24 protein-coding genes and 1 tRNA gene are annotated in these 21,430 nt (G+C 58.5%); 10 read left to right on the top strand and 15 right to left on the bottom strand.

What is annotated here, in order from left to right; translation table 11 throughout:
- Positions 1-23 precede the first annotated feature (23 nt).
- Positions 24-1,697 (bottom strand): Na+/H+ antiporter NhaC family protein, encoded by a 1,674-nt coding sequence (locus tag JXQ78_RS03645; RefSeq protein ID WP_330632124.1) that lies wholly within the window; start codon positions 1,695-1,697, stop codon positions 24-26.
- 99 nt (positions 1,698-1,796) lie between these two features.
- Positions 1,797-3,323, bottom strand: coding sequence for a sensor histidine kinase (locus tag JXQ78_RS03640; protein ID WP_330632123.1), 1,527 nt, complete (start codon positions 3,321-3,323; stop codon positions 1,797-1,799).
- Positions 3,324-3,634: 311 nt separating this feature from the next.
- On the opposite strand from JXQ78_RS03640, the gene JXQ78_RS03635 reads away from it, so the two are divergent.
- Positions 3,635-4,150 carry a metallophosphoesterase gene (locus tag JXQ78_RS03635; RefSeq protein WP_330632122.1) on the top strand — a complete coding sequence of 172 codons (516 nt, stop codon included), beginning with the start codon at positions 3,635-3,637 and terminating at the stop codon, positions 4,148-4,150.
- 49 nt (positions 4,151-4,199) lie between these two features.
- The gene (locus JXQ78_RS03630) at positions 4,200-4,334 is read left to right on the top strand and encodes a DUF7859 family protein (RefSeq protein ID WP_330632121.1); all 135 of its coding nucleotides are present in this window, start codon (positions 4,200-4,202) and stop codon (positions 4,332-4,334) included.
- On the opposite strand, the gene JXQ78_RS03625 is transcribed toward JXQ78_RS03630, so the two are convergent.
- Entirely contained in the window at positions 4,331-5,344 is a 1,014-nt protein-coding gene (locus JXQ78_RS03625; protein WP_330632120.1) for a threonine aldolase family protein, read from the bottom strand. The genes JXQ78_RS03630 and JXQ78_RS03625 overlap by 4 nt on opposite strands.
- 154 nt (positions 5,345-5,498) lie before the next feature.
- Here JXQ78_RS03625 and JXQ78_RS03620 point away from each other — a divergent pair, with 154 nt between their 5' ends.
- Positions 5,499-6,593 carry an aminopeptidase gene (locus tag JXQ78_RS03620; protein ID WP_330632119.1) on the top strand — a complete coding sequence of 365 codons (1,095 nt, stop codon included), beginning with the start codon at positions 5,499-5,501 and terminating at the stop codon, positions 6,591-6,593.
- Between the two features lie 3 nt (positions 6,594-6,596).
- Here the strand turns inward: JXQ78_RS03620 and JXQ78_RS03615 are convergent, their stop codons facing one another.
- The gene (locus tag JXQ78_RS03615) at positions 6,597-7,001 is read right to left on the bottom strand and encodes a hypothetical protein (RefSeq protein ID WP_330632118.1); all 405 of its coding nucleotides are present in this window, start codon (positions 6,999-7,001) and stop codon (positions 6,597-6,599) included.
- A gap of 42 nt (positions 7,002-7,043) precedes the next feature.
- Positions 7,044-7,118 (bottom strand) — tRNA-Arg (locus JXQ78_RS03610).
- Positions 7,119-7,219: 101 nt separating this feature from the next.
- On the opposite strand from JXQ78_RS03610, the gene JXQ78_RS03605 reads away from it, so the two are divergent.
- The gene (locus tag JXQ78_RS03605; RefSeq protein ID WP_330632117.1) at positions 7,220-7,759 is read left to right on the top strand and encodes an AAA family ATPase; all 540 of its coding nucleotides are present in this window, start codon (positions 7,220-7,222) and stop codon (positions 7,757-7,759) included.
- Positions 7,752-8,195 (top strand): RNA-binding domain-containing protein, encoded by a 444-nt coding sequence (locus JXQ78_RS03600; RefSeq protein ID WP_330632116.1) that lies wholly within the window; start codon positions 7,752-7,754, stop codon positions 8,193-8,195. Before JXQ78_RS03605 ends, JXQ78_RS03600 begins: the two co-directional genes overlap by 8 nt.
- A gap of 16 nt (positions 8,196-8,211) precedes the next feature.
- On the opposite strand, the gene JXQ78_RS03595 is transcribed toward JXQ78_RS03600, so the two are convergent.
- The 4 genes from JXQ78_RS03595 to JXQ78_RS03580 all read right to left on the bottom strand — a co-directional run bounded on the left by JXQ78_RS03595 (position 8,212) and on the right by JXQ78_RS03580 (position 11,986).
- The gene (locus JXQ78_RS03595) at positions 8,212-8,766 is read right to left on the bottom strand and encodes a magnesium transporter (RefSeq protein WP_330632115.1); all 555 of its coding nucleotides are present in this window, start codon (positions 8,764-8,766) and stop codon (positions 8,212-8,214) included.
- Complete coding sequence (locus JXQ78_RS03590; RefSeq protein ID WP_330632114.1) at positions 8,763-9,329, bottom strand: magnesium transporter; 567 nt, start codon at positions 9,327-9,329, stop codon at positions 8,763-8,765. Before JXQ78_RS03590 ends, JXQ78_RS03595 begins: the two co-directional genes overlap by 4 nt.
- Before the next feature lie 49 nt (positions 9,330-9,378).
- Positions 9,379-10,512, bottom strand: coding sequence for a DNA-methyltransferase (locus JXQ78_RS03585; protein ID WP_330632113.1), 1,134 nt, complete (start codon positions 10,510-10,512; stop codon positions 9,379-9,381).
- A gap of 91 nt (positions 10,513-10,603) precedes the next feature.
- Complete coding sequence (locus tag JXQ78_RS03580; RefSeq protein WP_330632112.1) at positions 10,604-11,986, bottom strand: signal recognition particle protein Srp54; 1,383 nt, start codon at positions 11,984-11,986, stop codon at positions 10,604-10,606.
- Between the two features lie 157 nt (positions 11,987-12,143).
- On the opposite strand from JXQ78_RS03580, the gene dnaK reads away from it, so the two are divergent.
- On the top strand, positions 12,144-14,039 hold the full coding sequence (dnaK, locus tag JXQ78_RS03575) for a molecular chaperone DnaK (RefSeq protein WP_330632111.1): 1,896 nt from the start codon (positions 12,144-12,146) through the stop codon (positions 14,037-14,039).
- Between the two features lie 184 nt (positions 14,040-14,223).
- On the opposite strand, the gene JXQ78_RS03570 is transcribed toward dnaK, so the two are convergent.
- The 3 genes from JXQ78_RS03570 to JXQ78_RS03560 all read right to left on the bottom strand — a co-directional run bounded on the left by JXQ78_RS03570 (position 14,224) and on the right by JXQ78_RS03560 (position 17,437).
- Positions 14,224-16,056, bottom strand: a complete 1,833-nt coding sequence (locus JXQ78_RS03570; RefSeq protein WP_330632110.1) for an MBL fold metallo-hydrolase — start codon at positions 16,054-16,056, stop codon at positions 14,224-14,226.
- A gap of 111 nt (positions 16,057-16,167) precedes the next feature.
- The gene (locus JXQ78_RS03565) at positions 16,168-17,034 is read right to left on the bottom strand and encodes a TIGR01548 family HAD-type hydrolase (RefSeq protein ID WP_330632109.1); all 867 of its coding nucleotides are present in this window, start codon (positions 17,032-17,034) and stop codon (positions 16,168-16,170) included.
- Positions 17,024-17,437, bottom strand: coding sequence for a UPF0146 family protein (locus tag JXQ78_RS03560; RefSeq protein WP_330632108.1), 414 nt, complete (start codon positions 17,435-17,437; stop codon positions 17,024-17,026). Before JXQ78_RS03560 ends, JXQ78_RS03565 begins: the two co-directional genes overlap by 11 nt.
- Positions 17,438-17,476: 39 nt before the next feature.
- Between JXQ78_RS03560 and JXQ78_RS03555 the strand changes: the two genes are divergently transcribed.
- Complete coding sequence (locus tag JXQ78_RS03555) at positions 17,477-17,998, top strand: archaemetzincin family Zn-dependent metalloprotease (protein ID WP_330632107.1); 522 nt, start codon at positions 17,477-17,479, stop codon at positions 17,996-17,998.
- A 106-nt stretch (positions 17,999-18,104) separates the two neighbouring features.
- Entirely contained in the window at positions 18,105-18,299 is a 195-nt protein-coding gene (locus JXQ78_RS03550; protein ID WP_330632106.1) for a hypothetical protein, read from the top strand.
- Positions 18,300-18,306: 7 nt separating this feature from the next.
- Here the strand turns inward: JXQ78_RS03550 and JXQ78_RS03545 are convergent, their stop codons facing one another.
- Entirely contained in the window at positions 18,307-20,130 is a 1,824-nt protein-coding gene (locus JXQ78_RS03545) for a ribosome biogenesis/translation initiation ATPase RLI (protein ID WP_330632105.1), read from the bottom strand.
- Positions 20,130-20,447, bottom strand: a complete 318-nt coding sequence (locus JXQ78_RS03540) for an EMC6-like membrane protein (RefSeq protein ID WP_330632104.1) — start codon at positions 20,445-20,447, stop codon at positions 20,130-20,132. The genes JXQ78_RS03545 and JXQ78_RS03540 overlap by 1 nt, the downstream gene beginning before the upstream one ends.
- A gap of 167 nt (positions 20,448-20,614) precedes the next feature.
- Between JXQ78_RS03540 and JXQ78_RS03535 the strand changes: the two genes are divergently transcribed.
- On the top strand, positions 20,615-20,869 hold the full coding sequence (locus JXQ78_RS03535) for a helix-turn-helix domain-containing protein (protein ID WP_330632103.1): 255 nt from the start codon (positions 20,615-20,617) through the stop codon (positions 20,867-20,869).
- Positions 20,870-20,874: 5 nt separating this feature from the next.
- Here the strand turns inward: JXQ78_RS03535 and trxA are convergent, their stop codons facing one another.
- The gene (trxA, locus tag JXQ78_RS03530) at positions 20,875-21,144 is read right to left on the bottom strand and encodes a thioredoxin (protein ID WP_330632102.1); all 270 of its coding nucleotides are present in this window, start codon (positions 21,142-21,144) and stop codon (positions 20,875-20,877) included.
- A gap of 89 nt (positions 21,145-21,233) precedes the next feature.
- Here trxA and JXQ78_RS03525 point away from each other — a divergent pair, with 89 nt between their 5' ends.
- Positions 21,234-21,392, top strand: coding sequence for a preprotein translocase subunit Sec61beta (locus JXQ78_RS03525; protein WP_330632101.1), 159 nt, complete (start codon positions 21,234-21,236; stop codon positions 21,390-21,392).
- Positions 21,393-21,430: the final 38 nt, after the last annotated feature.

The raw sequence follows: 21,430 nt of genomic DNA, 5'->3' as shown, positions 1-21,430 counted from the left end.
CGGTCACCCGTCGTGGGTGCCGTTCAGTAGGGGAAGATCCGAAAGCCAGCCGGAACAATGAATCCGAGGATTACGAACAACACGCCCGCGATCGTAGCCGTAACCAGTGCGTATGGCAGTTGTGTCCGGACGTGAACCATGTGGTCGCTTCCACTCGTCGATGAGGAGAGCACTGTCGTGTCGCTGATCGGCGAACAGTGATCGCCGAAAATGCCTCCGCTGAACACCGCACCGATGACCAGCGGCAGGTTCGCACCAGTGGAAAAGACGATTGGAATCGCAATCGGGAGCATCACACCGTAGGTTGCCCAGGAGCTCCCATCAGAGAAGCTAATGAACCCAGTCACGAGGAACAACGAAACGGGGATGATTTCGGGAGGAACGCCGGCGAACCAGTTGGTGACAAACGAGGAGATGCCAAGCGTCGTCACGCTGTTCTGGATTGAGCTTGCAAGCGTCAGGATCGCGGCCGCAAGGAGAATTCCCTTAAATCCATGAACCATCGCATCGCTGGCATCGGAGTTGGACGGAATGTCACCACGCAGTCGATACAGCGCAAATGCAACAACCATTGCACCCGTGGCTGCCAATCCGAGCCGCACCCCCCCGATGTTGAACGACCACTGCCCGCCTGCCGGGAGTCTGAGCGTGTATCCTGGGATCGAAAACAGGGTCTGCATTGACGGTGCTTGCAACACCGGCGACGCACGCCAGAACATCGCCGCAAACGCCAGCACAATCATCGTTCCAATTGGAATTGCGAAGTTGCGCCAGTCGGGCGTGGCAGATTCAGCCATCCCGTACTGGTCCATCTCCTCGGAGATCATGGGGTTATCGTCAGGTCCGTACACGCCGTCACCGGCGCGCGCACGATCTTCCTCGTGTTTCATCGGCCCAAAGTTTGGAATGACCTGCCAGGCAACCAGCGCAGCGATGATGAGCGCAATCCAGGAGTAGAATCCGAACAAAATACTATTGAAAAATAGTGGCCAGATCTGTCCGGTCGCGGCGCTCGCATCGGCTCCAGTGCCGGTAACGAGCCCACTCAGATGGGCTGGAAGCTGTCCATCCTGTTGTGCCGTGACGATTCCCTGCCCGATAAAGCCGATGAGCGCAACACCCCAGGTGGAGTAGAACGCCAATCGAGCGGCCGGACTTCCGGCGCTGTCGACGTAGTACGCGAGCTTTGCCCGCGAAATGTTGTATTTGTCCGTCAGTGGGCGCATCATCGACCCGACAACGAGGCAGTTGAAGTAATCATCAATGTGGATGATGACCCCTGCGAGAAAAGTCGCTTGCTCGGCCTGGGCTTCGTTGCTGACGCGGTCGGTCAGTGCCTCGAGCACCCCCTGAATTGCCCCGGATCGGATCATCAGGCCGATCATGCCACCGATCATAAACAGTGCAACGAGTACGTTTTCGACGTACCACGAGTCATTAAACAGCGGGGCTGTGGCGATGAGCGTCGGAATCGTAGTCAAACCCAGGACTGCACCGACAACGTTCCCGATGGGACCATCGACGAGCCCCGGTGGGACGCCGACGGCCGCGGGTTTGTGGGCACCGTACACGACCGCTGCACTCATGATACCGACGAACAGTCCAATCAGTGCATCGCGAATGTGCCATGCGAGAATGATTGCCAGCAGTGGGGGCACCAGTGCCCACGGACCGGCCGAAATGGATTCGAGCGCCATAACTGGCACAAACTCCGTTTACTTCTATAAAAAACCTCGGTATTAGTTGCCATAACTCATCGTATGTCCCTACATATCTGGAGTATTATGGAATTGTATTCATTGTTTAAGTTTATCGACTCCTACCGACGCTTCCTGCTGACTGCTTGAGATCGACGCTTTTGGGAGATGTATCCGAATGAGTCCACCGCCATCATCGGTTTCGTCCACAATAACGTTCCCGCCCGAATCGACGACCACCCAGTTGACGAGCCAGAGGCCCAGTCCAAATGAGTGCTCGAGTTCGGATTCAGTGCCGTCGTTGAACACCCGCCGTTCTCGTTCTGGCAATCCCGGTCCATCATCAGCAATTTCGACGGTCACAAAATCCGTTATCTCGTTCGAGATGGTGACCGTGACGGATGGTTTTTCCCTGTCATTGTGTTCGATGGCGTTTTCGATCACGTTGTCGAACGCGATTGCGAGCTGATCGTTCCCGAGAATGCGAACTGCAGAATCAGTCTCCCAACAACTCACAATCTCTGCGTTCGGGTAGTCCGTCATGGCACGGTCGATACAGCCACTCAGGATCTGTTGTAGTTTGAGTGTCCCGTTCGCCCGCTGGTCGCTGTCGAGGGCGTTTTCGATCTCGCGGACGGTTTCGCTCAGCGATACCAGATCTGTGGCCGTGTTTCGTATCGTCTCGATATACTCACACGGGCCGTTTACCTCTGTTAGGAGCTGGGTGTTTCCGATGATCACGCCGGCGTCGTTGCGGAGATCGTGTCTGAGAACGCGATTAAGGACTTCGAGCCGCCGGACGTACTGCTTGCGATCAGAAATGTCGACCGCCACGAGATGGCCGGTTCCGACCGAGGCAACAGCCGGTGGAATCACGTGGACGAGAAAATCCTTGATTCCAACGGCCGTTTTCAGCCGCACTTCATTCTGTACGGCGGTGTCCGCACGCAGTGCGCGCTCGATGTCGAACGCCGAGGTTTCGATGTCGGACGGTTCGATCGCCGATTCGACGCGAGTGCCCGAAACTGCTTCCGAATCGACATCGAAGAGGCGCTTGAACGCCGGATTCGCCACGCGGATCACGGCCGTGTCTCCCAGAAGATCGTACTGGATTGCCGGGTTCAACAGTGAGTCGAACAGTGCCACGTATCGATCGTGTTCTCGCTCCAGTCGCTGTTGATATCGGTCGAGCTGTTCGTTCTGTCGTTCGATCTGCCCCGCATACTGTCCAATGATGAATCCCACCACTGAACCGCCGGTTGCGACGTTGCTGAGAACGTAGAGCTGCTCTACCAGCACGCCACCAACGGCGGACTGATACGACATCAGTAACATCCCAGAGACGAGAAACACCGCCCCTCCGGTTATCGTCCAGACGACAAGCTTTCGGAGATACTGGGGGTCGATCGATCGTTGCCCAGCCCAGAGCCCCCCGACAATCAGCCCAACCGAGAGACAGAACGGAACGAACGCCCCGTAGACGGTGGCAATCAATCCTGGCGAGCTATCACCGAGAAGGTGATAGAGATGGACCGTCCCGGTGAGGCAGCCATACCCAACGATTACGAGTCCACAGAGTCGCCTCTGGAGTCGTCTCGACACCGGTCGCTGGGGCAGATCGCTCATTTCACACCGTTCGTTTCTGGACGGGTACTGCCCGCCCCCGACGGTGTGATTCGGGTGTCGCTCGTCGCGCAAAGTGGATATGTCCAATCATCGCCAGCCGTCTCGTTCGTGTAGTAACGTATCTATTGGTGTTCATCTCAGTGGTGACTAATAACTGTTGACCCGATCCTGTTCGTGTTCTGGTGGTGCTGATTCGGTTTCCCTATTCGTACTCAATATCCTGGTTGTAAAATACACGATCGGCACGAATGTCTAATAATTGACTGGTTTTCGATCCTATGAGATAACTTGCTCGCCTCTGGAATATATCCATGGTCGTAATCCTCTCAGACACACATGGTCGGACGGGCCATGGGCTATCCGGGCAGCTATTGGCAGATGTCCGTTCGTCGTCGCTGGTGATACACGCCGGCGATTTCACGACGCGGGCCGTCTACGACGCGATCAGTGCAGAGGCGGCCGAACTGCTCGCTGTTGTGGGAAACAGAGACCGACTCGATCTCCAGAGAGCGCTTCCTGATCATCGGACGATTTCGATCGGTGATGCACGCCTGCTACTCGTCCATGGTCACAGTCACACGGCCCAGGCGTTGTCACTGTTCGCCAGGGAACGCCAGGCAGATCTCGTTATCGTCGGACACACACACAAGCCATCAATAGACTCGCTCGGATCGATTCCCGTATTCAATCCGGGGAGCCATGCCGACCCTCGCGGAAACAAACGGGCGTATGGACGGCTCACCGTGGATGCGGGGACGATAACGGCAACGCTCTGTTCGATGGACGGAACGCCATTCGATCAGATCTCCATCGATACGACACCGTGACGGTGCGATCGGACGAAATCATTTTGGTGGCGCGGGGCCGAGCAGAAGTATGTCATCCCTGCTCAACGACCCGATGTTGCTCATCGTTCTCGTTCTCATCATTGGCTTTCTTCTGGCGCTCTATCTGGTCTTCCGAAGAACAATGCTCGCGTTCCAGGAGGGTGCCAACAATGATCGTCGCTAGGCCGAAACAACGCTCGCAATTCTGTCGGCGGCAGTTTCGACAGCCGCCCTGCTAACGTCGCGGTGTGTCGTAAATCGAACGAGGTACTCATCGAACGCCGTCGCGAGAACATCGGCGTTGGCACACGCATCAAGAAACGTTGGAGCCGGTTCTGGTACTGTCACAAGGAGGATATTCGTCTCTGGGGGGTGAACGGTGAGCCCGTCGATCGCATCAAGCCGATCGGCGAGGATGGTGGCGTTTTCGTGGTCGGTTTCGAGCCGGTCGATCGATTCGAGCGCTTCTAGTCCAGGTGCAGCGATCATTCCGGCCTGGCGCATGCCCCCGCCGAGGAGTTTTCTCACACGGCGCGCGCGCTCGATAAACGACACAGAGCCAGCAAGTACCGAGCCAACCGGTGCGCCAAGCCCTTTCGAGAGACAGAGCGTTGCCGAGTCGACCGCGTCGGTGAACCGATCGAGTGCCACGTCGTGTGCCACCGCGGCGTTGGCAAGGCGTGCTCCATCGAGATGGACCGGAACACCCTGCTCGTGGGCTGTGGTTGCTCCCTCATCGATCCGCGACGGTGCGATTGCTGTCCCGCCGGCCGCGTTGTGGGTGTTCTCAAGTGCAAGCAGGCCGGTGCCGGGACGGTGGGCGTCTTCCTCGACGATTCCGTCGGCGATCGCCGATGGTCTGAGCACGCCTCGATCGGTGCCAGCGATCGGTCTGGTCTGCAGGCCACTGTGCTGGGCAAGTCCACCGAGCTCCCAGCGGTAAATGTGGCTGTCCCGTTCACAGATAATCTCCTGGCCGGGTTCAGTGTGCGTTCTGGCAGCGATCTGATTGCCCATCGTTCCGGATGGCACGTAGAGGGCGTCCTCGAAACCAAGCAGTTCGGCGGCTCTGGACTCGAGTTCGTTGACGGTCTGATCCTCGCCGTACACGTCGTCGCCGACCGTCGCCTGGGCGGCCAGCTCACGCATTGAGTCGGTCGGTTTTGTCACCGTGTCGCTTCGGAGATCGATCATGGGTGTCATTGTACGCAGTACTGATATACCGCTGACGATCGGTTGACTCTGCGCCCAGGATAACGCCGAATCCGAATATTAACACTCCGTCTCACCACCAACTGCGTTCGCACCTTCGAAAGGATATTCAGCTGGTGCGACAAAGCCACCTGGTATGGATCCACGAATTCGCCAACACGCGTCGATCATCGTCAACCACTCGGTCGGCGTGGAGGAAGGTGACAACGTCCTCATTACCGGTCCAGCAGCGGCCGAAGATCTCATCGTCGCGTTGAACGAGGCGGTCGGGGATATCGGCGGCGTGCCGGTCAACACGCTCTCGAATGGGCGCGCCAGCCGTGCATATCTCAAGGCGGCCGGTACGGACGGTCTCGAAACCCCCACCCATCAGCTTGCGCTCGCAGAAGCAACTGACAAAATCATCCGGATCAGGGGGGATTCGAACGTCACCGAACTCAGCGACGTCGCGCCAGAAATCGTGGCCGAGCGCTCGCGGGTCAACCAGCCGGTGAGCGAGACGATCATGTCGAAAGACTGGTGTCTCACGCAGTATCCCTCGAGCGGCAACGCCCAACTCGCAGAGATGAGTACCGACGCCTACCAGAACTTCGTCTGGGACGCAATCGATAAGGACTGGCAAGCCCAGCACGACCACCAGGCGGCAATGGTTGAGCGACTCGACGCGGCCAGTGAGGTCCGAATCGTCAGCTCCGAGACGACGGACCTGACGATGTCCGTCGAAGGAATGATTACCATCAACGATGACGGCCACGAAAATCTTCCTGGCGGTGAGGTGTTCACCGCTCCAGTTCCCGACTCAGTCGAGGGCGAGGTGCTGTTCGATCTGCCACTCTATCACCAGGGCCAGGAGGTGACCGGCGCGCGGCTCGTCTTCGAAAACGGCGAGGTCGTCGAACACGAGGCCGAGAAGAACGAATCGGTGCTCCAGAGCGTCCTCGAGACCGACCCAGGCGCTCGCCGGCTCGGCGAACTCGGCATCGGCATGAACCGCGACATCGACCGGTTTACGTACAACATGCTGTTTGACGAGAAGATGGGCGACACCGTCCACATGGCGGTCGGTCGGGCCTACCCCGAAACCGTGGGCGAGGACCACGAGCCAAACGAGAGCGCAACACACGTCGACATGATCGTGGACATGAGCGAAGACTCACGAATCGAACTCGACGGCGAAATCGTACAGCAAAACGGCACGTTCGTCTTCGAAGACGGCTTCGAAGACGCCTGAGTCCTACAGCGTGTTCGTATCGCGGAGCAGATCACAGAACCCGTGCGCGTAGAGCACGAGGGCAGTGAATGCCCCTAGCAGTGGCGTCACAACGAACAATCCGAGCGAGAGTAGCCCGCCGATGATGGCGTGGCTCAACAGCCGTTCGGTGTCCATATCAACGTCTGTGAACAGCCACGCCGGATCGGTGAACGCCCGGGCTGGCTCACTGATTGCTTCGTTGAGCATTGACCAGTCGCCGAGATAGTAGCGTCCGAGTACGAAATGATCGAGATCAATGACGACGCTGAGCACGACGCCGTACAGCCAGAGACCGAGCTTCTGGGCGACGGACAGCTCCTGACCGAACAGCCGGACGCCGATCGCACTGACGACCGTGCCGACGACGGCGTGTTCTGAGGACTTCATCGGAGAGTGATTACAGGGGATCGAATAAGAGCGTACCGGCCACGAGCACGGTGGGATTCGAACCCACGGCCGTCGGATTAGAAGTCCGACGCTCTATCCTGGCTGAGCTACGTGCCCGCATTCGGATCATCTGCGTCAACCATCAAAAGCAGTTGGATTCGCACCGAGGGCTCGATCGAACGGAGCCATTAAGGCCATCTCGTCCCGACCGTCCAGTAATGAACGTCGTTGGGACCGTGGGACTACCAGGCAGTGGAAAGGGCGAGGCCGCGTCCGTCGCAGCCGAACTCGACATTCCAGTGATCACGATGGGCGACGTGATCAGAGAGGAGTGTCGCGCTCGCGGTCTGGATCCCTCAGACCACCACGGGGAGATCGCGGTCGCATTGCGAGAAGAAAATGGCCCGGGGGCAATCGCCGAGCGATCGCTCAAACCCATCCGCGACGCGCTCGAAACGCACGACACCGTGCTGATCGATGGCATTCGATCCGATGCGGAAGTCGAACGGTTCCTTGAGGCGTTTGGCGACGAATTCACGCTGGTGGCAATCACTGCCCCGTTCGAGCTCCGCAAGGACCGACTCTCCGAGCGCCAGCGTGACGATCCCTCCGTCGAGACCCTCGAAGAACGCGACACCCGCGAACTCGGGTTCGGGATGGGTGCTGCGATCGAGATGGCAGATGAGACGATCGAGAACACTGAAAGCATTGAGGCATACCACAAGCAGGTTCGACGCCTGCTCGAAGACGATGAGTAGTCAAATTTTTCACGTTACGGCGACGTTCGAAGCACCCGTTTACGCCACTGAACGCACCGAGCGGGTGATCGAGGCAATCGACACACTCGCTCCAGAAGCAACGGTCGAAACGCAATCTGGCGACGAGAGGGCTCCCGGCACTGTCGTTGCGAGGACACACTCGCTCGAACGGCTCTCGGAACGGTTTCACGAGCAGGCGATTCTCGACTCCGCTCGGACCACGATGCTCGACGGACTCACCCCCGAAACGAACACGGTGACGTTCCGACTGAAAAAGCAAGCCGCCTACGCAGACGTTGTCAACTTCGCGGTCGGTGATCCCGACGAACTTGGCGATATCACGGTGACGATCACGGTTTCTGAGGGCGATCCGGCGGCGTACGTCAGACAGCTCGCACCACCGACAGAAGACGGCGTCCCGGTCGACGACGAGTAACTCTCCATCGAGTGGACTACACCACGAGCTGTGCGACGGCGAACAACACCAATACCCCGAGCACGTCGCAGACGTTCGTGACGGTTGGGATCACCACGTCGTCCGGGTCAGCGCGTCGTCGATACGCGATATACGTCGCGCTCACGGTGACAATCACGACCACCAGGGCCAACACAACGCCGCTGAGCGTCGCGACGATCAGCACACGGCCAAGTCCGAGCGTTGGCGATCCAATCACCGACGTGAGTAGCCAGGCACCCGCACCAACTGCCGGAAAGAGCGTTCCGGCGAGGAGTATCGTTCCAAGCACGTGGCCGACCAGAAGCGCGTTCGTTCCGAACGTCAGTGTTCCCAGATGGAGCGCCGTCGAAAGCCGTGAGGCGAGCATGCTCCCGAGGTTGCCGGCCGTGCCGATCACCACCGGAACGAGCACGAGCAGCGTTGGATACTGAACCAGCGTGGCCTCGAAACCGTGGAGAACCATTCCGCTGCCGATTTCGATCAGTGTCAGCACACACAACACTGGAAGCGTGGCTCGAACGATCGCCTCGACCGTCCATTCACCACTCACCACGCCAGTACCACCCGCGCTGCGAGATACAGAAACATCATTCCGAACACGTCACCGGTCGTCGTCACCACCGGACCGACGAGCGTGTCGGGATTCAGCCCTCGTCGGTAGCCTACGAACACGACACCTGTCACGGTTGCTGAGAGAACGATTCCGGAAGCGAGGCCGGCCAGAAACGAGACGGCCACCAGCGAAGCCGGCGCGACCGCGGCGTTCAGCAGCCACAACACCACAACGGTGGCCACGGCCGCGAACACGCTGGTGAACAGCCCGGTACACAGGGCAGCTACCAGCGCGTTGTAGAGCCGCCGGTCGTGCGACCGAAGCGTGGGCGTGAGCAGTCCCTGCTGGAGTGCGGTGGCGAGACGCGCACCGAGCGATCCGTATACGTTTCCGCGGGTGGCCAATAATGCGGGGACGAGCACGAGCAAGCCAGGAAGCCGCTGCAGCTCCGTCTCGAGTCCGCCAAGGAGGGACCCCGCGAGTAAACTTCCAACCGAGCTCACGCCAAGTGCGCCAACACCCTCGCGATACACGGTCGCTGCCACCCCACGGACGCTCATACCCTAGGGGCGAGCCCTGCTCACAAAAAGACAACCGTTCGGTGGGGCCTCAAATGTCTGACAATGAATCGATTTTTGCCCGTTCGAGCGTCTCTGTGAGCGATGGCTCGCCTGTGGTGTCGCGGTAAAACGGGTCGTGTTCGACGGTGTATTGTGTTCCTTCGGGTTTCTCGGTTGCGGAAATGCCGTCAATGGCGTACAGCTGTATATCGCGCTCTTGTTTGGTCATCACCGGGAGATCGTAGTTCGAAGCGTCGTACGAAAGCGGCCCCTCGTCTGTGGTCCGCCGGTCGACGAACGACTCGTGGGCATCGAGACGCCCTGAGAGCACATCCTCGGCGAACCCTACGACCGACTCGAGTCGCTGTTCGAACAGCTCTGCCATCGCCGGCTCGATCTCACAGCCAATGGAGTTGCGGGCCGCCACCATCGCTGCGAGTGAGGTCGTTCCCGTTCCCCAGAACGGGTCGAACACGGTGTCGCCGTAGACCGAGTACATATTGATCAGCCGATACGGTATCGAAAACGGGAACGCTCCGGAGCGATCACGAACGTCGTCGTCCTCGCCGGGGAGCTCAAGGGGCTGTTCGGTTCCGTTGATGTCTGACCAGGTGTCAGAGAACCACCGATTGCGCTCCTCCCAGAAAAAGGCCGACTCGTAGCGATCGTCGGCGTTGGACTCGAACGATCGCCGACTCGAGCCGTTTCTGAACACCAGAATGTACTCGTGCTCGAGCGTGACATACGCGTTCGGCGGGAGCATCCCACTCCCCATGAACTTCGCACCGGAGTTCGATGGCTTTCGCCAGAGCACGTCGGGCAACGGCGAAAAGCCACGGTCGGTCAGCGCATCACTGATTCGAACGTGGTTCTGAAACACCCGAAACCCCTCGCCAACGTTTCGGGTCGCATCACCGACGTTGATACAGGCGATTCCCCCATCGACCAGCACTCGTGACAACGTATCCCAGACCGGATCGAGAGCCTGATGCATCAACTCGAACGCCGTCTCTCCATCCGAACCATCGAGTGCTCCCTCGATTTCCTCGTCGAGCGAACAAAATAACTCGTCCCACATCTCGATCATCGGATACGGTGGCGAAGTCACCACCAGCTCGACCGAATCGGCTGGAAGCGTCAGTTCTCGAACATCTTCGATCCGGACCGAGTGGGTCGTTTTCATGCCGGATGCTTTCGACGCCTAGACTAATAATCTTCGTTACACGCCGAGTGACTGTGTGGTCAACGTAGAATTTGGTACTCGAATGCCGCGCTCAGAAGGGGCCCAGTCCACCCAGACCGCCACCACCGCCGCCGCCGTCCATCTTTTTCATCATTCGCTGCATGTCGCTGTCGCCCATGCCCTGGAACTGCTTGAGCATCCGTTCCATCATTTTGTGCTGTTCGAGCAGTTCGCGCACCCGTTCTTCGGATTGGCCAGCCCCGCGTGCAATCCTTCGAACGCGGTCAGCGCCGACCGATCGAGGCTGTTCGAGCTCGTTTTCGGTCATCGAGTCCATGATCACCTCGAAATCTCGGAGTCGGTCCTGAGTGACGTCCATCGCGTCATCCGGAAGCTGATCTCGGATCGAGCCGCCAAATCCCGGAATCATGTCGACCACCTGATCAAGCGGCCCCATTCGATTCATCGCTTGCATCTGTTTTCGCATGTCATTGAGCGTGAACTGCCCGGACATCAGATCTTCGGGATCCCAGTCGTCGTCTTCGGCCTGGGTCTCATCCATGGCGCGCTCGACCCGCTCGGAGAGCTGTTTGAGATCGCCCATTCCGAGCAGCCGCGAGATAAAGCCGCTGGGCTCAAAGCGTTCGATGTCCTGGACGGTCTCACCGGTTCCAAGAAACGCGATCGTAGAGTCGGTTTCGTTGACTGCTGCCAGCGCACCGCCACCTTTTGCTGTTCCGTCGAGCTTCGTAATGACGACACCATCGATACCGATCGCGCGTTCGAACTCCTGGGCCTGATCGCTCGCCCCCTGGCCGATTGCCGCGTCGAGGACGAGCAGGCTGGTGTCGGGCTCAACCAGCGAGTCTATCTCTTCGATCTCATCGATGAGATCGTCTTCGAGCGCGTGTCGACCGGCCGTGTCGACGATGTGTACGTCACAGTCGCTCGTGGCTTCGAGCCCGGCACGGGCAATCTCGACCGGATCTTCTCCGTCTGGATTGCCGTAAAATTCCACTTCCGCGCGTTCTGCCATCTGCTTTGCCTGATCGTACGCACCCGGACGGAAGGTATCCGTCTGGATGATGGCTGGCCGGAGCCCTTTTTTTGAAAACCACCACGCCATCTTCGCAGCAGAGGTGGTTTTTCCCGATCCTTGCAATCCAGCGAGCAAGATCGTCTGCTCTTCGAGTGGCAGTTCGGTCGAATCGCCAACGAGCGTGACCATCTCCTCGTACACGATCCGCAGGACATGATCGCGTGCGCTCGTTCCTGCCGGCGGATCTTCCTGTAGTGCCCGCGCTTCGATCGAATCGGAGAGCTCCATCACGAGCGAGACGTCAACGTCGGCCTGCAACAGCGATCGTTGAATTTCTTTGACAATATCGGCGACATCCTCTTCGCTCAGCCGGGACTTGCCCTGTAGCTTCGATAATGACCCCCTGAGTGAACTTCCAAGATCGTCGAGTACCATTGGTTCAGCCTAGCTCATCCGACAGTAAAGGCTTTCCCGTCTCGTGCACACGTGGCCTGATCGGACGAAATCGCAAGCGGCTATGGGGACGGTATCGGCCGGTGAAGCGCTCTATTCAGCAAGGTTTAACGGTTCGACAGCAATAGAGGGAGACAACATGGCGAGCAACAAGATTCTTGGTATCGATCTCGGTACCACAAACAGCGCTTTTGCGGTGATGGAAGGCGGTGATCCCGAACTAATCGTGAACGCTGAGGGCAATCGCACTACGCCGTCGGTGGTCGCCTTCACCGACGACGAGCGACTCATTGGTGGGCCGGCGAAAAACCAGGCCGTCCAGAATCCTGATCGGACCATTGAGTCGATCAAACGACACATTGGTGAGGACGATTATACGGTCCCAATCGACGGCGAGGAGTACACGCCCGAACAGATCTCGGCGATGATTCTCCAGAAGATCAAACGCGATGCCGAGGAGTATCTCGGTGACACCGTCGAGCGAGCTGTCATCACTGTTCCTGCCTATTTCAACGACAGCCAGCGCCAGGCGACGAAAGATGCGGGCGAGATTGCCGGCTTTGAGGTAGAGCGAATCGTCAACGAGCCGACGGCGGCGTCGATGGCCTACGGTCTCGACGACGATTCCGAGCAGACCGTGATGGTGTTCGACCTTGGTGGCGGCACGTTCGATGTTTCCGTCCTCGAAAGCGGTGGCGGCGTCATTGACGTTGAGGCGACCAACGGAGACAACGACCTCGGTGGTGACGACTGGGACCAGGCAATCATCGACTGGCTCGCCGCCGAGTTTGAGCAAGAACACGGAAAGGATCTCACAGATGACCGCCAGGCGCTCCAGCGGCTGAAAGACGCCGCCGAAGACGCGAAGGTCGAACTCTCCAGCCGGAAGGAGACGACGATCAACCTACCGTTTATCGCGACGACGGACTCTGGACCCCTGACGCTCGAGAAGAAACTCAGCCGCGCGAAATTCGAATCGCTGACGCAGGATCTCGTCGAGCGGACGGTTCCGCCGACCGAGCAGGCACTCGCCGATGCTGGCTACTCGAAAAACGACATCGACAGCGTCCTCCTCGTCGGTGGCTCGACGCGCATGCCAATGATCCAGGAGAAAGTCGAGACGCTCACCGGCCAGGAGCCAAAGAAAAACGTCAACCCTGACGAAGCGGTTGCGCTTGGCGCGGCGATTCAGGGTGGCATCCTCGGTGGCGAGGTCGACGACATGGTGTTGCTCGATGTGACGCCGCTGTCGCTCGGCATCGAAGTGAAAGGCGGGCTGTTCGAGCGGCTCATCGAGAAAAACACCACGATTCCAACCAAAGAGTCCAAGATCTTCACTACGGCGGCCGACAACCAGCAGGCCGTGCAGGTGCGGGTATTCCAGGGCGAACGCGAGGTTGCCGAGGAGAATGAGCTGCTCGGCGCGTTCCAGCTCACCGACATTCCGCCGGCCCCGGCCGGAACGCCCCAGATCGAAGTGACGTTCAACATCGACGAGAACGGCATCGTCAACGTCGAGGCCGAGGACAAAGGCAGCGGCAACGCCGAGTCGATCACCATTGAGGGCGGCACTGGTCTCTCGGATGATGAGATCGAGCAGATGAAAGCGGACGCGGAGGCTCACGCCGAAGAAGACGAGAAGCGTCGTGAGCGGGTCGAGGCGCGCAACAACGCCGAATCCACGATCCAGCAGGCCGAGACGCTGCTCGAAGAGAACGACGAAGAGGTCTCTGATGATCTTCGCTCGGATATCGAGTCGGCAATCGAGCAGGTCGAGGAGACGCTCGAAGACGAGGACGCTTCGACCGAGGCGCTGAAAGACGACACCGAAGCGCTCACCGAAGCACTTCAGGAAATCGGCAAACAGATGTATCAACAGCAGGCTGCGGGTGCTGGCGGTGCTGGTGCTGGCCCCGGTGCCGGTGCAGCTGGCCCGGGTGGGGCTGGACCGGACGGTGCTGGGATGGGCGACGACACCGAATACGTCGATGCCGACTTCGACGACGTGGACGACGACGCGTCATCATCGAACTGAGACCGTCGGTCACGGCGGATGACCACCAGGGTCGATCGAACGGATCGAATCACCAGAACTGGCCGTCATCGGTCGGACTGACTGTTTCGTTGCATAGCTGTTATCGCTGCTTGTCACGCTCTTGTGTGGCCACTGAATGATGTGTGCAATCGGCCGTCGATCATTCAGTCACGGTGACACTGGGTCAATTCCCAGCCGCCAATTCGTGATTTTCGAGCTCGTCGCGCACGATTTCCCTGATTTCTGCTTCAGAGAGTCCAGTATCGTTTCGGGCGGCGGCGACTTCCTCATTGAGTGCCACTAGCTGGTCGTAGACCTGATCGAGCTGTTCGTCGAGCTCCTGATAGCCGGTTCGCTCTAGCATCTCCGGTGAGACTGCGGCGGTCTGTAGCGATTCGCTCTGTCCCACAACCATGGGCGTCAGCAGCCGACAGCGGGTCGCCTGCTCAAGCCCGGCCACGTTCGCGGCCAGATGCGTGCCGAAATTCGCTTGTGCGTACTCCGGACCGTGAACGAGTCCGATCGTATCGGGACCAACGGTACGGGCAAACTCCAACAGTCCATGCTGGGCAGCGTGTGCACTCAGGCCATCAACCGTTTCGACCCAGTCCGCTGGGATCGTCGCCCGGGTCACGCGCTCGGTCGGATCATCACTCCCGGTGCTCGTCCACGTTACGGCTGGGGATTCGGGCCAATCCGTTCCGAACGGCTCGGCCGCAGTGGTTATGGTCAGCGTATCATCCTTTGCTTTTTGCTGGTTCTGGAGCGCTCGCCCCGTCGTGTTCAGCGCCTGATAGCCGGTCAACAGGACCGTCGCAGCGTCAAACCGGGCGCCAAATTCGACGAGATACCGCGGCGAGTTGCCACCGGTGAGCATCCCCGATGGCGCAATAATCACGGGAACGATCTCACCGCGTTTTGTCTCCGCAAGCAGCCGCTGGCGATCCTCGTCGGAGTCGGGAAACGTCGTGGATGGGGGCAAAAACGGTTCTTCCCAGCCGCTGTCAGTCACCCGGTTGACGATTGACTCGTCCATATACGTGTCGTCGGTCACGTACTCGTGGTAGATCTCGGTTGCCTCCTGTGCCATCCCGTCAACGACGAGCCTGACGCGGTCATGTAGCTCATCGGAGAGCATATGCAACCGCTCGGCGAACAACAACAACAGGCTCTGGGCTCGGCCGACGGCAAACGTGGGCAGCAACACCGGCTCGCGGTTTTGGATCGCGCGTTCGACGGCCGAATAGAGCGTCGATCGGGCGTCTGCAATCGCAGTGTGGCTGTGGGTGTCGCCGTAGGTCGATTCGAGCACGAGCAGGTCGGCAGACGGTGGAGGCGTGATGTCTGGCAGCTGTGTCATCCGACCGCCAAGATCTCCGGAGAGTACTACCCGATAGCCACCTGTTTGGAGCATGATCCACGCCGATCCGAGCAGATGACCCGCGTTTCCGTACTGAAACACGAGCGTCTCGCCGTCGGGAACCGGCGCGAGTCCTTCGATCCGTCCACCACCGTAATTGATCGTCGTGAACCGATCGAACACGTCCTCGAGGTCGTCTTCGGTGTACTGCTGAGAAACGCCCGATTGGTGGGCCTGCTGGCGGTGAATTTTTAGCGAATCGCGGAGCAGTACGGTCGCAAGCGAGACCGTCGGTGGCGTCGCGATGATTGGTGCGTCGTCGGCCAGCAGGCCACGTGCTGTGAGCACCGGCAATCCACCACTGTGATCGATGTGAGCGTGTGTGAGAAACACCGCGTCGATCGATTTCGGTTCGATCCCATACAACGCCGGAAACTGCTCTCCAGCACCCTGATTCAACCCACAATCGACGAGATACCGACCGTGTTGGGTGTCAATTTGTATACAACTTCTGCCGACCTCGCGTGCGCCTCCGCGTGGCGTCACGATCAACGGCGTCTCTGGAGAAGGCTGGACGTCAGCATGTGCGAGCGGATCGAACGAATCGTCGAGACTGTTCGGAAGCCACGGATGATCAAGACCGTCAGGGCTGTTCATTACTCCCTCCGAATTTGTCCGACACCGTAAACGTTCCCGATATCCCTGATTCTATACAAATGATTGTTATTTACTCGGATTCGTCGTTTCGCTGTCGAGAGCACCGATCGATCAGGTGAGTGCTACAGGGAGCTCGTTGATCGATTCGACGACGATCTTGGCGCCGGCGTCAGCGAGCAGTTGGCGGCCCTCTTCACCATTGAGTCCGCCAGTTTCGACGCCAACAGGAACGTACGTGTGATCGTCGTCGGTCTCGTTGGCGTTGTGTGCGGTCTCGATGTCGTCGAGCGTGTCACCGACGAAGGCGACGGTCTCACAGCGGGCCATTGATGCTGCGATTTCGCATAACGCGTCCGGAGCTGGCTTTCCAGGCGTCGGACTGTCCATCGTGTAACAACGCTCTTTGGCGATTTCGAGGCCAACCCGATCGAGCGCGATCGTCGCCTCGGCTCCGGGCCGTCCGGTGAACACACCCAGTTCCCAGTCGTCGAGCCGATCTCGAGTGCTCGGTTCGAGCAGCACTGGCTCGTCATGAATGAATCCTGTCGTATCGAGAGTCGCGGTCGCGTCGTGGAGTTGTTCGTACAGTTCACTGCCGAGATAGAGCTGCTGGAAGACGGTAGTGAGCCGCTCTGGGTCCCAGGCGGTGAGCACGCGCTCACGTGCGGCTGGATCCAGGCTATCGGCCACAACGGTTCTCGCCCCCTGTCGACCGCCACCGACGATGGCAACCTCGTTCGTAAACGACGGAATATCCAGTTCGAGTCCTTCGTTTCGTGCAAGGACGTAGAGTGCGATCGCGTGTGTCAGCTCCCAATCGTTGTTGAAACCCGATGCGTTTTTGAATGGTTGAATCGCCGATTTCGAGACTGTCGTTCCGTACACTTGCTCAACTGACTCCACGACGGCTCGTCGATACGAATCGTGGACGTCGATCAGCACGCCGTCGATGTCGAGTACAATGGCATCAACGGTCACAGTGGGGCCCTCCATTGGTTGGGATTCGATAGAGCGTGTCGCCGGGAATCGTCTCGGGTTCGACGCCAACCAGCGTTGGATCTGCGCCGAGCGTCGTAAACAGACAGTCAGCGTCTATTTCGGTAGCGAGCGACTGCAACGGTCGCTGGAGCTCTGGCGGGCAGTTAAGCGCGTACAGTGCGTTCGCTCCGTTATACACCGACAACTGTGGGTCAGTCACGTCGTCTTGGACGAACGAAACCGCGGCCGGCACCGGATGGGTCCGAACGTCAACGGCAGTCACGCTCGCGCGGGTCGCAAGCGCAGCGGCGACATCGGTCCGGGATCCGATGCCGATTTCCACGAGCGTCTGATACGGCGCGAGTCGATCGACCAACGCCGCACGCGTGCGGGATGTCGTCACGTCGGGATGTTTATACCCGCCCCGTTCTAATCCCTTTCTATGCATGTCGACATCGTGCCGGTCGGTGATGTCCCCGCGGCGGTAAAACGTGAGGCCTCTTCTGGCCTCCGTTCAGTGTATGATTGTGATGTCACTGTGCACGACGATCGACCGGTTCCGAACGATGCCTACGATTCGAATCGCGACCAGTACCGGGCCGAAGCGTTCATTGAACTCGCCAGTCACGTTGGTACCAGCGGAAAAACCATCGCAGTCACTACTGAGGATCTGTTCTACCGACGACGAAACTACGTCTTCGGACTCGCTTATCTCGACGGGAATGGTAGCGTCGTCTCTACGTATCGTCTCCAGACGACAACCGACGGTGGACTCGCCACCAACTCTAACAGCGAGGTGTTCGCCGACCGGATACGAAAGGAAGTCATCCACGAAATCGGCCACACGCTCGGGCTCGAACACTGTGACAACAAACGCTGCGTGATGAACTTTTCACCCACCGTTCGTGAAGTCGATGTCAAAGAACAGTATCTCTGTGGGAGCTGTAGCCGGCACGTTCACTGATCGACGATGGTTCGTCCTGCCGAACAAGTTGTGAAATTTATATATGAGAGACTTGACTTAACGAAAGGTTTGTACTATGTTAGCTGAAATAGTACCTATGGTGAGTATGCGAGGGGATGCCACGATCCGGGCACTAGCCGCGCTAGTGCTACTCACGTTTTTGGTACTGGCCGTTGCGGTGTACGATCCACTCCCGGTCGACGTGGAGTTCGAGTGGGCCCTTCCCGTGGTGCTGGGCTGTGCGATTGGCGTAATGGTAGTTCTCTACCACCGTGGCGTGTTCGACCACAAGGATCACTGAGGGTCGTTCACTCTTCGCTTGGGGCGTAGTAATACTCCCCGGCGTTTTTCTGCTGGCGGTCGAGTTGGCTTCCTGGTTTGTTGATCCGTGGCCGTGTCGTTCGCTGGTCGCGCCGGAACGTAATGTCAAGATTCGATAGGAATTCGTTCATTCCCTCGCGCATCCCGACCGGTGCAGAAACCTGTCCGTGCTTTGCGGGCTCACCGTCGAAGACGAGCAGTCGATCGGCGAGCAGATCGATCATATATATGTCGTGATCGATAACGAGCGCGGTCGCGTCGTGATTTTCTGCGTATCGCCGGATTGCCCGGGTGGCAAGCACGCGCTGTTCGACATCGAGATGGGCTGATGGTTCGTCAAGAAGATAGAGATCTGCGTCCTTCGAGAGACAGGCCGCAATAGCCACGCGCTGGCGTTCACCCCCTGAAAGATCCATTAGCGACTGCTCAAGAATCCGTTCGAGCTGGAGTGGCTGCGCAATCTCCGTCTGCCAGTATGACGACCCGAACTGGTCGGTGATCGACGCAAGAAACGCGTCGACGCGCATCGGCTCATCGATCTCTATGTACTGTGGTTTGTACGCGATATCGAGTGACTCGGAGAGCGAACCACTTGTCGGTTCGAGCCCGCCAGTCAGCAGCTTCGCGAACGTAGATTTACCGATGCCGTTCGGTCCGACGGCACCTAGGACCTCGTTTTCGCGAATGACGCCCCCCTCGACCTCTAGGGAGAATTCGTCCTCGCCGTAGGATTTTCCGAGTGCGGGATACTCTACGAGCACGTCGCCCGCCGACGCCGTTCGGGGTGCGTGGGCCTCGAATTCGATCGCTTCGGGGCGAATCCGCATGTTCTCGTTCTCGAGATAGCCCGAGAGATACTCATTGATACCCTGGCGTGTCGATTTCGGCGGTGTGATAACGCCGTATGCTCCGGGCTCACCGTACGCGACGTGTAAGCTGTCTGCAAGCAGATCCAATACTGCAAGGTCGTGCTCGACGACGAGCATCGATCGATCTTCCGTTTCGGCGAGATCGCGGATTAGTCGGGCGGCCGTGACGCGCTGGCCAATATCGAGATACGGCGTGATCTCATCCAGGAAGTAGAAATCCGCATCGCGAGCAAGCGTTGCAGCGAGTGCAACCCGCTGGAGCTCGCCGCCCGAGAGCGTATCGATCGGCTGATCGGCGATCGGCTCGATCGACAGTCGCTCTAGCAGTTCGTCGACGACGCCACGTTCGTCAGTTCCTGTGAGCAACTCCCGGGTGTTGCCGTCGAACTGATCCGGAATCCGATCGACGTACTGTGGTTTTCTGGCAACCGTCACTGTTCCGGCCTGCATTGCTTCGAGATACGTCTGCAGTTCCGTGCCGCGGTAGGCGTCGATCACGGTCTCCCACTCGGTGTCTGTGCCGTAATCGCCGAGATTCGGCGTGATTTCATCGGCGAGAATCCGAACGGCCGTGGTTTTACCGATTCCGTTCGGACCGAGAATACCAGTAACGCTCCCTTCCTGTGGTGCCGGAAGTCCGTACAACGAGAAGGCGTTCTCGCCGTACCGATGCACTGGCGCTTCGTCTAACTCCTGGGGGAGGTTGATGATCTCGATCGCATCGAATGGGCATTTCACGACGCAGATCCCACAGGACTCGCCCAGACAGATCTCCTCGGAGATCCGGACCTGATCCGGCTGGCCCTGCATCGTTTCCTCGCCCCGCTTTGTGATACACTCCTTGCCGGTGCGATTCGGCGGACAGTAGTTTGCACACTCGTAGTTGCACCGGTCGGGCTGACAGCGGTCGAGATCCACGACGGCAATACTGTCTTCGGCCATTAGACGCTCACTCCACTCGTTAGAAGAATCGTCAGGGTAACAAACCAGAATGAGAAGGTGACGAATACAATGAACAATATGTCTTTCCCGGAGAGCTCCTCAACCGCACCGCTCACCTTTAACAACGGGATCTGTACGGCGATGACCACGACCAACAACAGCACGGAGTCCGTGCTTTTGGCGATGGCGGCTGGAGCCATCGAGCTGTTGACGACGAGTGCCCCGATCGCGCCAACAATTCCGAGAATGGCGGCCAGAGCCGTGACCGTCACACTCCGAATGTAGTCGCTCCGGGACGAAGACGCATCGGTTGCCATGCGAACGAATCCGCTCGCCGGCTGCAAAAACCGTTCGATTAGCCAGAGCTGGTGTCTGATCTGGTGAGCGCGGACTCACCCACATTTCATGATTTTGAAATGACATTGTGGCGCCGGCACGTCATGCCTCAATCTTTATACGGCACGGACGTGTGAGTTTCCAGAAAATGAGTGATTCGTCTACAGAGAATCTCGTTGACCTGCCTCCGAGTGCGAAACTGGTGTACAAAGTGCTCGAATACAACGGTCCGCTGACGCAGAAAGGAATTGTCGAAGAGTCGATGTTGTCCGCGCGCACGGTTCGGTACGCCCTCGAACGTCTCGAGGAGATCAATGCGGTCGACGAGGACGTGTATTTCGCTGACGCCAGACAGAATCTGTACGAAATAACGGGCGAAATCTGTGCCGTCTGTGATGACTGAGGCGGTTACGCGCCAGCTTCTTCGAGCGCAGATTCGAGGTCGGCGCGCTGGGTCACACCGACGAACCGTTCAACGACACCGTCGTCGTTCTCGATGATGAGGGTGGGCAGCGATCGCACCTGGTACTCGTTGGCGATGTCCTGTTGCTCATCAACGTTGACTTTCTCCACTTGCAGTTCGTCTTCCCAGTCTTCTTCAAGTTCTTCGAGAATCGGATCCTGCGTTTTGCACGGTCCACACCAATCGGCGTAGAAGTCTTTCAGCGTGATGGTCATCGTACACACGAGCTAGTCTGGCCCGGGGAATAAGGGTTTTCACTGTCGGAGGTCGAAACCCATACAAGCACCGACTCGAAAGATATCCCATGAGTAAAGGACAGAGCTCCGGCGGATTGATGTCAAGTGCCGGATTGGTTCGGTATTTTGAGTCCGAAGACCGGAACGCCCCACGTATCGATCCGCGAACCGTCGTCGCGTTTGGCGTGTTGTTCGGCGTGTTGATCCTCGTGTTGAACGCCCTCTAAACGCGGTCTACATAACGTATTTCTTTTCTACGGGACAG

Origin of the sequence: Halocatena halophila (genome assembly GCA_027563145.1) — an archaeon.
Classification (GTDB): Archaea; Halobacteriota; Halobacteria; order Halobacteriales; family Haloarculaceae; genus Halocatena; species Halocatena halophila.
Note: the sequence above shows the minus strand (reverse complement) of the source record. Positions and strands in the feature narration are given on the sequence as shown.

Excerpts from the sequence above, each read along its gene's own strand:
- JXQ78_RS03605 (WP_330632117.1), top strand. The coding sequence starts at position 7,220 with ATGAACGTCGTTGGGACCGTGGGACTACCAGGCAGTGGAAAGGGCGAG.
- dnaK (WP_330632111.1), top strand. The coding sequence starts at position 12,144 with ATGGCGAGCAACAAGATTCTTGGTATCGATCTCGGTACCACAAACAGC.
- JXQ78_RS03620 (WP_330632119.1), top strand. The coding sequence starts at position 5,499 with ATGGATCCACGAATTCGCCAACACGCGTCGATCATCGTCAACCACTCG.
- trxA (WP_330632102.1), bottom strand. The coding sequence starts at position 21,144 with ATGACCATCACGCTGAAAGACTTCTACGCCGATTGGTGTGGACCGTGC.
- JXQ78_RS03615 (WP_330632118.1), bottom strand. The coding sequence starts at position 7,001 with ATGAAGTCCTCAGAACACGCCGTCGTCGGCACGGTCGTCAGTGCGATC.
- JXQ78_RS03580 (WP_330632112.1), bottom strand. The coding sequence starts at position 11,986 with ATGGTACTCGACGATCTTGGAAGTTCACTCAGGGGGTCATTATCGAAG.
- JXQ78_RS03640 (WP_330632123.1), bottom strand. The coding sequence starts at position 3,323 with ATGAGCGATCTGCCCCAGCGACCGGTGTCGAGACGACTCCAGAGGCGA.
- JXQ78_RS03585 (WP_330632113.1), bottom strand. The coding sequence starts at position 10,512 with ATGAAAACGACCCACTCGGTCCGGATCGAAGATGTTCGAGAACTGACG.
- JXQ78_RS03625 (WP_330632120.1), bottom strand. The coding sequence starts at position 5,344 with ATGATCGATCTCCGAAGCGACACGGTGACAAAACCGACCGACTCAATG.
- JXQ78_RS03600 (WP_330632116.1), top strand. The coding sequence starts at position 7,752 with ATGAGTAGTCAAATTTTTCACGTTACGGCGACGTTCGAAGCACCCGTT.
- JXQ78_RS03630 (WP_330632121.1), top strand. The coding sequence starts at position 4,200 with ATGTCATCCCTGCTCAACGACCCGATGTTGCTCATCGTTCTCGTTCTC.
- JXQ78_RS03550 (WP_330632106.1), top strand. The coding sequence starts at position 18,105 with ATGCGAGGGGATGCCACGATCCGGGCACTAGCCGCGCTAGTGCTACTC.
- JXQ78_RS03570 (WP_330632110.1), bottom strand. The coding sequence starts at position 16,056 with ATGAACAGCCCTGACGGTCTTGATCATCCGTGGCTTCCGAACAGTCTC.
- JXQ78_RS03590 (WP_330632114.1), bottom strand. The coding sequence starts at position 9,329 with ATGAGCGTCCGTGGGGTGGCAGCGACCGTGTATCGCGAGGGTGTTGGC.
- JXQ78_RS03635 (WP_330632122.1), top strand. The coding sequence starts at position 3,635 with ATGGTCGTAATCCTCTCAGACACACATGGTCGGACGGGCCATGGGCTA.
- JXQ78_RS03540 (WP_330632104.1), bottom strand. The coding sequence starts at position 20,447 with ATGGCAACCGATGCGTCTTCGTCCCGGAGCGACTACATTCGGAGTGTG.
- JXQ78_RS03645 (WP_330632124.1), bottom strand. The coding sequence starts at position 1,697 with ATGGCGCTCGAATCCATTTCGGCCGGTCCGTGGGCACTGGTGCCCCCA.
- JXQ78_RS03535 (WP_330632103.1), top strand. The coding sequence starts at position 20,615 with ATGAGTGATTCGTCTACAGAGAATCTCGTTGACCTGCCTCCGAGTGCG.
- JXQ78_RS03555 (WP_330632107.1), top strand. The coding sequence starts at position 17,477 with ATGCATGTCGACATCGTGCCGGTCGGTGATGTCCCCGCGGCGGTAAAA.
- JXQ78_RS03545 (WP_330632105.1), bottom strand. The coding sequence starts at position 20,130 with ATGGCCGAAGACAGTATTGCCGTCGTGGATCTCGACCGCTGTCAGCCC.
- JXQ78_RS03525 (WP_330632101.1), top strand. The coding sequence starts at position 21,234 with ATGAGTAAAGGACAGAGCTCCGGCGGATTGATGTCAAGTGCCGGATTG.